This is a genomic window from Cryobacterium sp. N22 (assembly GCF_002929555.1).
GTDB lineage: Bacteria > Actinomycetota > Actinomycetes > Actinomycetales > Microbacteriaceae > Cryobacterium.
In genome coordinates this window covers 221522-229155 of sequence record NZ_PJJP01000035.1, presented here as the reverse complement: position 1 = coordinate 229155, position 7634 = coordinate 221522, and the positions used below count along the sequence as shown (strand labels likewise).

At 70.6% G+C, this 7634-nt stretch carries 9 protein-coding genes; 7 read left to right on the top strand and 2 right to left on the bottom strand.

Going from position 1 to position 7634, the window contains the following annotated elements; all coding sequences use genetic code 11:
* The coding region (locus CXY76_RS11445) for a dihydrolipoamide acetyltransferase family protein (protein ID WP_104164577.1) at window positions 1-946 on the top strand (946 nt) is incomplete at its 5' end.
* A gap of 156 nt (window positions 947-1102) precedes the next feature.
* On the opposite strand, the gene CXY76_RS11440 is transcribed toward CXY76_RS11445, so the two are convergent.
* Together CXY76_RS11440 and CXY76_RS11435 are read right to left on the bottom strand one after the other, a co-directional pair.
* Window positions 1103-1882 (bottom strand): putative protein N(5)-glutamine methyltransferase, encoded by a 780-nt coding sequence (locus tag CXY76_RS11440; protein ID WP_104164535.1) that lies wholly within the window; start codon window positions 1880-1882, stop codon window positions 1103-1105.
* A 20-nt stretch (window positions 1883-1902) separates the two neighbouring features.
* Window positions 1903-2604 carry a GNAT family N-acetyltransferase gene (locus tag CXY76_RS11435; RefSeq protein WP_233199722.1) on the bottom strand — a complete coding sequence of 234 codons (702 nt, stop codon included), beginning with the start codon at window positions 2602-2604 and terminating at the stop codon, window positions 1903-1905.
* A 210-nt stretch (window positions 2605-2814) separates the two neighbouring features.
* Between CXY76_RS11435 and CXY76_RS11430 the strand changes: the two genes are divergently transcribed.
* The 6 genes from CXY76_RS11430 to CXY76_RS11405 are packed head-to-tail and all read left to right on the top strand — an operon-like array spanning window position 2815 to window position 7545.
* Complete coding sequence (locus CXY76_RS11430) at window positions 2815-3534, top strand: AAA family ATPase (RefSeq protein WP_104164531.1); 720 nt, start codon at window positions 2815-2817, stop codon at window positions 3532-3534.
* A 55-nt stretch (window positions 3535-3589) separates the two neighbouring features.
* Entirely contained in the window at window positions 3590-4603 is a 1014-nt protein-coding gene (locus tag CXY76_RS11425) for a metal ABC transporter substrate-binding protein (protein WP_233199720.1), read from the top strand.
* Between the two features lie 7 nt (window positions 4604-4610).
* Window positions 4611-5402, top strand: a complete 792-nt coding sequence (locus tag CXY76_RS11420) for a metal ABC transporter ATP-binding protein (RefSeq protein ID WP_233199718.1) — start codon at window positions 4611-4613, stop codon at window positions 5400-5402.
* Window positions 5403-6305, top strand: a complete 903-nt coding sequence (locus CXY76_RS11415; RefSeq protein ID WP_104164525.1) for a metal ABC transporter permease — start codon at window positions 5403-5405, stop codon at window positions 6303-6305. It begins immediately after the preceding gene.
* On the top strand, window positions 6305-7141 hold the full coding sequence (locus tag CXY76_RS11410; RefSeq protein ID WP_104164523.1) for a metal ABC transporter permease: 837 nt from the start codon (window positions 6305-6307) through the stop codon (window positions 7139-7141). Before CXY76_RS11415 ends, CXY76_RS11410 begins: the two co-directional genes overlap by 1 nt.
* Window positions 7135-7545, top strand: a complete 411-nt coding sequence (locus CXY76_RS11405; protein ID WP_104164521.1) for a Fur family transcriptional regulator — start codon at window positions 7135-7137, stop codon at window positions 7543-7545. The genes CXY76_RS11410 and CXY76_RS11405 overlap by 7 nt, the downstream gene beginning before the upstream one ends.
* The last annotated feature ends 89 nt before the right edge of the window (window positions 7546-7634 follow it).

Genomic DNA, 7634 nt, shown 5'->3' with positions numbered 1-7634 from the left:
CCGAGCGACGCCGCCGGCTCGTCCGGCGACCGCGCCCGCCGCATCCGCCAAGCCGGCCGGCGCCCCCGCGCCCGCCCGACCCGCCGGCCCGGTGATCACCAAGCCGCCGATCCGCAAGCTGGCCAAGGACCTCGGCGTCGACCTCAGCCAGGTTGAGCCCACCGGCCGGTTCGGCGACGTCACCCGGGAGGACGTGCTGCGCGAGGCCACCCAGGCCAGCGTGTTCCGCAACATCCAGACGCCGGAGTGGCCGACCGACCGCGAAGAGCACATCCCCGTCAAGGGCGTGCGCAAGGTCATCGCGCAGACCATGGTGCGCAGCGCCTTCACCGCCCCGCACGTGAGCCTGTTCGTGGACGTGGACGCCACCCGCACGATGGAGTTCGTCAAGCGGCTGAAGGTCTCCACCGACTTCGCCGGTGTCAAGGTGTCGCCGCTGCTGATCATGGCCAAGGCCATGATCTGGGCCGTGCGGCGCAACCCCACTGTCAACTCGGTCTTCACCGACGAGGAGATCGTGATCAAGCACTACGTGAACCTCGGCATCGCCGCGGCCACCCCGCGCGGCCTGATCGTGCCCAACATCAAGGAAGCCCAGGACATGAGCCTGCTCGAGCTGGCCGGCGCCCTCGAGAAGCTCACCCTCACGGCGAGGGACGGCAAGACCAGCCCGGCCGAGATGGCCAACGGCACCATCACGATCACCAACATCGGCGTGTTCGGCATGGACACCGGTACCCCGATCCTCAACTCCGGTGAGGCCGGCATTGTGGCGCTGGGCACCATCAAGCTCAAGCCCTGGGTGGTCGACGGTGAGGTGCGCCCGCGCTTCGTCACCACCATCGGTGCGAGCTTCGACCACCGCGTGGTCGACGGCGACGTGGCGAGCCGGTTCCTGGCCGACGTGGCCAGCATCATCGAGGAGCCGGCACTGCTCCTGGAGTAGCCGTTTCGGTGCGCGGTGTTCGCGGCTCGTTCGTGGCCGCGGGGCGTCGTCCCGCCGTTCACTGCGCCTCTTGCGGGCGGGCGCGCCCGCTATAGCGGGCGCAGCGGCCCGTAGGGGGCGCAGTGACGGCACGCAGTGCCGATCAGGCGATGCCGATCAGGCGGTGCCGGTCACCACGGTGGCGTCCAGCTTCCGGGAGTGCACGACGCGAGGGGTAAGCCCGTGCCGGGCGAAGATGGCCGCGGTGTGCGGGGCCTGCCCGGCGCTGGTCTCCACGAGGAGGTGCCCGCCGGGCGCCAGCCAGTCCCCAGCCGCCGCCACGAGGCGCCGCTGCACCTCGAGGCCGTCGGGGCCGCCGTCCAGCGCGACCCTGGCCTCGTGCAGCCGCGCTTCCGGCGGCATCCGGGCGATCGCATCCGTCGGCACGTACGGTGCGTTCGCCACGACGAGGTCGACCCTGCCGAGCTGGCCGGGCGGCAGCGGGGCGAACAGGTCACCGGTGAGCGCCGTACCGCCCAGCGGGGCGATGTTCTCCTTGGCGCAGGCCGTGGCCGAAGGGTCGATGTCGACGGCGTACAGGGTCAGGGTCGGCTCCCCGGTGAGCAGAACGGCGCCGACGGCGCCCGTGCCGCAGCAGAGGTCGACCACGACCGCACCCGGCCGGATGAGCGGGGCCGCCCGCTTCACCAGTAGGCCGGTACGGCGGCGCGGCACGAACACTCGCGGCTTCACGATGATCCGCAGCCCACAGAACTCCACCCAGCCGAGCACCTGTTCGAGCGGTAGGCCAGAGGTGCGTTGCACCACCAGGCGCTCCAGGTCGGCCGGCGTGACGGCGGCCGTCACCAGCAACCGGGCCTCGTCCTCGGCAAAGACGCAGCCGGCCGCGCGCAGACGGTCGACCACCTCGGAAGGGGCAACGGGCTGCGGCGACATGGCTGGTCAGTCGCTCGGGCCTAGAAGGTGGCGGTGGGCAGCGGGCGGACCGGGGGAGGGGCATCCGTGCGGAGCCTGGCGTGGGTCTCGACGTCGAAGCGCTCGGAGCCGTATTTCAGTTTCTGCCGCTCGATGCCCTCGAAGGCGAAGCCCGCCTTGGCGGCAACCCGGCAGGAGGCCGGGTTGTTGGTGCGATGGCCGAGCTCGAGCCGGTGCAGACCCTGCTCGGTGAAGGCCCAGTCGGCGATCGACGCGAGCGCGAGCGTCGCCAGGCCCCGCCCGCGTGCTTCGGCGGACAACCAGTAGTAGACCCAGCCGGTGCCGTGCCGGTGCTCCATGCTGCCGATGCCCACATTCCCCACCGCGACGCCGTCCACGCTGATGGCGAAGTTCTGCCGGGAGACGGTGGCCGGTGTGAGGTTCTCGGCGATGAAGCTCTGGCAGCGGGCGATCGTGGACAACTCGATGGCACCGAATTGGGCGGCGAGGTCCGTGCTGCCGGTGAACGCCGTCTGCAGGCCGGCCGCGTCGTCGAGCCGCCATGGGCGCAGCATCGCCACCGGATCCGGCTGCGCAAGGTTCGGCTGCACCGAGTCCGGCCTCGAAGGGGCCGGCGGTACCGACCGGGCGGCCCGGCCGGCCCGGGCGATCCGACCGGAGCGGGCGGGGGTGGGCAGGCTCCCGGCGGGCGGTGCGGTGCCCTTTCCGGCGCGTGCTCTCATGGCAACAGAGTAGACGGCGGGCGTCGCCACCGCGAGTTGCCGCAACCTCCCCCTTTGTGGGCCCTGACGGGGGAGTGTGCCCGATGTCACCGGTGGGGTGCATCGCCGAGTTGCCGCAGATTCCCCCTTCGACGCCGGGGAAGGGGGTGTTTGCCGCACGTCGGGCCGCTGCTGGTCGGCGAATCGCGGTGCGGAGGGGGAGGATGGGGCATGGTCTTCGAGAGCACGCCCCTGCGCCGGATCGAGGAGGACCCGCAGCATCCGTGTGCCAGGAACACCTGGCCCGCCACCCTGCCACCGGTGGCCCAGCTGCTCGACGACGGACTCGACCTGGGGCCGGCGACGGTCTTCGTCGGAGAGAACGGTGCCGGCAAGTCCACCCTCGTCGAGGCGATCGCCCAGGCCTGGGGACTCTCACCCGAGGGCGGCTCCACGGGCGCACGCAACTCCACCCGGGTCAGCGAATCCTCCCTGCACGACCACCTGCGGCTGGTGCGGAGCGCCGGCACCACCCGCCGCGGCTACTTCCTGCGCGCCGAGACCATGCACGGCTTCTTCACCTACCTCGAGGAGAATCCGGGCAGCCGGCCGGAACCGAATTTCCACGAGATCTCGCACGGGGAATCCTTCCTCGAGCTGGCCGTCGACAGGTTCAGGGGGCGGGGCCTGTGGGTGCTCGACGAACCCGAGTCCGCCCTGTCCTTCTCCGGCTGCCTGGCGCTGCTCGGCCACCTCAAGGCGCTGCAGGCCGAGGGCGGTTCCCAGGTGATCCTGTCGACGCACTCGCCGTTGCTCGCCGCCCTGCCGGGCGCCCGCATCCTCGAGGTCGGCGAATGGGGCCTGCGCGAGCGGGCCTGGCGCGACCTCGACCTGGTCACCAACTGGGCCAGCTTCCTCGACGCCCCCGAGCGGTACCTGCGGCACCTCTGACCTGACCCGGCTAATGGTTTTGACAATCATTATCAATAGGCGTAGCGTTCCACAGGTGAAGACCACCAGACTGCTCCTGCCCGCCCTGGCCGCCTCCGCGGCACTCGTGCTGGCCGGATGCTCCGCGACCGCCACCAACGCCGCGGGATCGGACGACGACCTCAAGGTTGTCGCCACGACCACCCAGATCGCCGACCTCACCCGCAACATCGTCGGCGACGCCGACGGCGTCACGGTCACCCAGCTCATCCAGGCCAACCAGAGCGCGCACAGCTACGACCCGTCGGTCGCCGACCTCACGGCCCTGGGCGCCGCGGATGTGCTCGTGATCAATGGCGTCGGGCTCGAGGAGTGGCTCGACGACGCCATCGAGGCCTCTGGCTTCGACGGCGTCACCATCGACTCCGACGAGGGCATCACCATCCAGGGCGACGAGGCCGGCCACGACGACGAGGCCGAGCACGACGACGAAGCCGAGCACGGCCACGATCACTCCGGCGGCAACCCGCACATCTGGACCGACGTGAAAAATGCCGAGGCCATGGTCGCCACCATCGCCGACGGCCTGGCCGACGCCAGCAGCGCCCACGCCGACGACTTTGAGGCCAACGAGACCGCCTACACCGCCCAGCTCGCCGAGCTGGAGGGCTGGATCCACGAGAACATCGACGCCGTCCCCGCCGACGAGCGCCTGTTGGTGAGCAACCACGACGCCTTCGGCTACTTCACCGCCGCCTACGGCATCACCTACGTCGGCAGCGTCATCCCGAGCTTCGACGACAACGCCGAGCCCAGTGCCGCCGAAATCGACGCCCTGGTCGCCGCGGTCAAGGCCACCGGTGTCAAGGCCGTCTTCTCCGAGGCCTCCATCAACCCGAAGGCGGCAGACACCATCGCCGCCGAGGCCGGGGTCGCGGTCTACTCCGGCGACGACGCCCTCTACGGCGACTCGCTCGGCCCGGCCGACAGCGCCGGTTCCACCTACATCGCCTCCCAGCTGCATAACGTCAGCCTCATCCTCGAGTCCTGGGGTGTGACGCCCAGCGCCGTGCCCGCCGACCTGCAATAGTTGAACAGTGAACGAGAACCCTTCTCAGCAGCGGATGCCCGCACCGCTCGCCCTCCGCGTCTCCGGGGCCTCGTTCGCCTACGCCCAGCGCGACGCTCTGACCGGCATCGACTTCGACCTGCATGCCGGTGAGGCCGTCGCGCTGATCGGGCCCAACGGCTCGGGCAAGTCCACCCTGCTCAAGGGCATCCTGGGGCTGATCCAGCAAACGTCCGGCACCGTGGAGGTGCTCGGCCAGCCCGCGGCCCCAGCCGGGAGCATCGGCTACGTGCCGCAGACCGACGAGCTCGACCCCGAGTTCCCGGTCAGCCTCGAGCAGGTCGTCATGATGGGCCGCTACCGCGAACTCGGCTGGCTGCGCCTGCCCGGCAAGAAGGACCGCACGGCCGTTGCCGCGGCGCTGGAGACTGTGGGACTCGGACGCCTGTCCAAGACCCGGTTCGGCGAACTCTCCGGCGGCCAGCAACAGCGCGGCCTGCTCGCCCGCGCCGTGGCGGCCGGCCCCCGGCTGCTGCTGCTCGACGAACCCTTCAACGGGCTCGACCAGTCCAACCGGGACGCCCTCGTCGGCACCGTCGAGCGGCTCAAGGCCGACGGCGTCGCCGTGCTCGTGTCCACCCACGACCTCGAACTCGCGCGGGCGGTGTGTGAGCGGGTTCTGCTGCTCAACGGCAGCCAGGTCGCCTTCGGCCCGCGGGAAAGCGTGCTCACCCTCGACAACGTGCAGCGCACCTTCCACGAGGTCGGCGTCGAGATGGACCAGCACACGCTCGTCGTCCCCGGCCACGAAGGCCACTGAATGGCCGACCTGTTCGGGCCCCTCGTCACCGCGTTCACCCTGCCGTTCATGGCGCGGGCGCTGGTCGTGCTGCTCGCTCTGAGCCTGGTCGCCGGCATCGTGGGAGTGCTCGTCAACCTGCGCAGCCTCGAATTCATCAGTGACGGTCTCACCCACTCGGTCTTCCCCGGCATCGCCATCGGCTTCGTCTGGGGCGGCCGCGAGGGACTCTTCGTCGGCGCCATGATCGCCGCGGTCCTGGCCGCGATCGTACTCACCGTGATCACCCGACGAGCCGTGTCGGGGGATGCGGCGATCGCGATCGTCTTCACGGCCATGTTCAGCATCGGCATCCTCGTCGTCTCCCGGCAGACCAACTATGCCGGCCAGCTGGAACAGTTGCTCTTCGGCCGGCTGCTCACGGTGACGGCCGCCGAGGTGACCCAGACGCTGGTCATCTGCGCGATCGCGCTGCTCCTGGTGGGCCTCACCCTCAAGCAGCAGGTCTTCCGCGCATTCGACCGCACCGCGATCGCCGCGGCGGGCTACCGGCCGGTGCTGCTCGACCTGGTGCTCAACGTGGCCATCGCCCTCGTGGTGGTCGCCGCGTCGAGCGCCGTCGGCAACCTTCTCGTCCTCGCGGTGCTCATCGTGCCCGGCGCCGTCGCCCGGCTGATCACGGTGCGGCTCTGGGCTCTCTTCCCGCTCGCGGCCGGCTTCGCCGCACTGTGCGCCTGGGTGGGCCTGACGCTCGGCTTCGAAGCCTCCGTTACCGCCGGCATCGACCTGCCCAGCGGCGCCACCGTGGTGCTGGTGCTCGTGGCCGGCTACCTGCTCGTGCTCCTCGGCCGGCTCGCGGTCGACCGGATGCGCCGCCCCGCCCAGCCGGCCACCCCGCCGCAGCCGGAATCGGTGACCGCCTGATGGGCTACTTCGAGACGGCCCTGCTCGCCGCAGCCGTGATCGGTGCGCTGAGCGGCCTGGTCGGCACCCTGGTGCTGCTCCGCCGGCGCACCTTCTTCGCCCAGGCACTCACCCACGCCACGTTCCCCGGCGCGGTCGCGGCGGCGCTGCTGGGCGTCAGCATCCCCCTGGGCGCCGCCGTGGCCAGCGCTGTGATCGTCATGGTGATGACCCTGCTCGGCCGGGTGCGCCGGCAGGGCAGCCAGGTGGCGTCGGGCATCATGCTGACCGCCGGGTTCGCGCTGGGCGTGCTGCTCCAGGCACTGAACCCGTCGTTGCCCGTGCACGTGGAGTCCTATTTGGTCGGCTCGATCCTCACCGTCACCGACGGCGACGTGATTCTCGCCGTCGCGGTGCTCGGCGTCGCGGTGCTCGCGGCCCTCCTCTTCGGCAAGGAGATCCTGTTCTCCACCTTCGACCGCACCGGCTTCCGGGCGGCCGGATACCGGGAGTGGCCGATTGAACTCCTCACCCTGGTGCTCATCACCGCCACTGTGGTCACCGCGATGCCCGCGGTGGGCGCCATCCTCGCCATCGCCCTGATCGCCGCCCCCGCCGCGGCGGCCCGGCTGCTGATGCGTACCGCGGCGGGCATCGTCGTGCTCGCGCCGCTCATCGGCGCCGGATCCGGGGTCGTCGGCGTGCTGCTATCCCGCGTCCTCGACGTGGCGGCAGGGCCCGCCATCGCGCTCACCGCCGCCGCCTGTTTCCTGCTCGCCCTGGCGGCACGTTCGCTGGCCGCGCGCACCGGAGGCGTGCACACTCCCGCCCGCGTCGGGCTACGGTTGGAATCATGAAGCGAAACACCTGGCAGCGAGAGGCCGTGCGCACCGAGCTCGGCCGCGCCGAGGGGTTCGTCAGCGCCCAGGGCCTGCACTCCGCGTTGCACACTAGCGGCTCCCCGATCGGCCTGGCCACGGTCTACCGCGCGCTCGCCGACCTGGCGCTGGAGGGCGACGCCGATTCGCTGCAGTCGCCCGACGGCGAGAGCCTGTACCGGGCGTGCAGCACCACGGATCACCACCACCACCTGATCTGCCGCAACTGCGGACTCACCGTGGAGATCGAGGTGGACGCCATCGAGAACTGGGCCACCGAGGAGGCGGCGAAGCACGGATTCACCGAAGCCGCGCACGTCATCGACATCTTCGGCCTCTGCGCAGCGTGCACCGCGCTTGCATCGGACCGCCCCACCCCGTAAGCTGAGTAGCTGCTGCGCATATCTGTGCGTGCATTGCTTGTTCGTGACTTTTCTTCCCACCGAATCAGCCGCTGAAACTCACCTTTCGG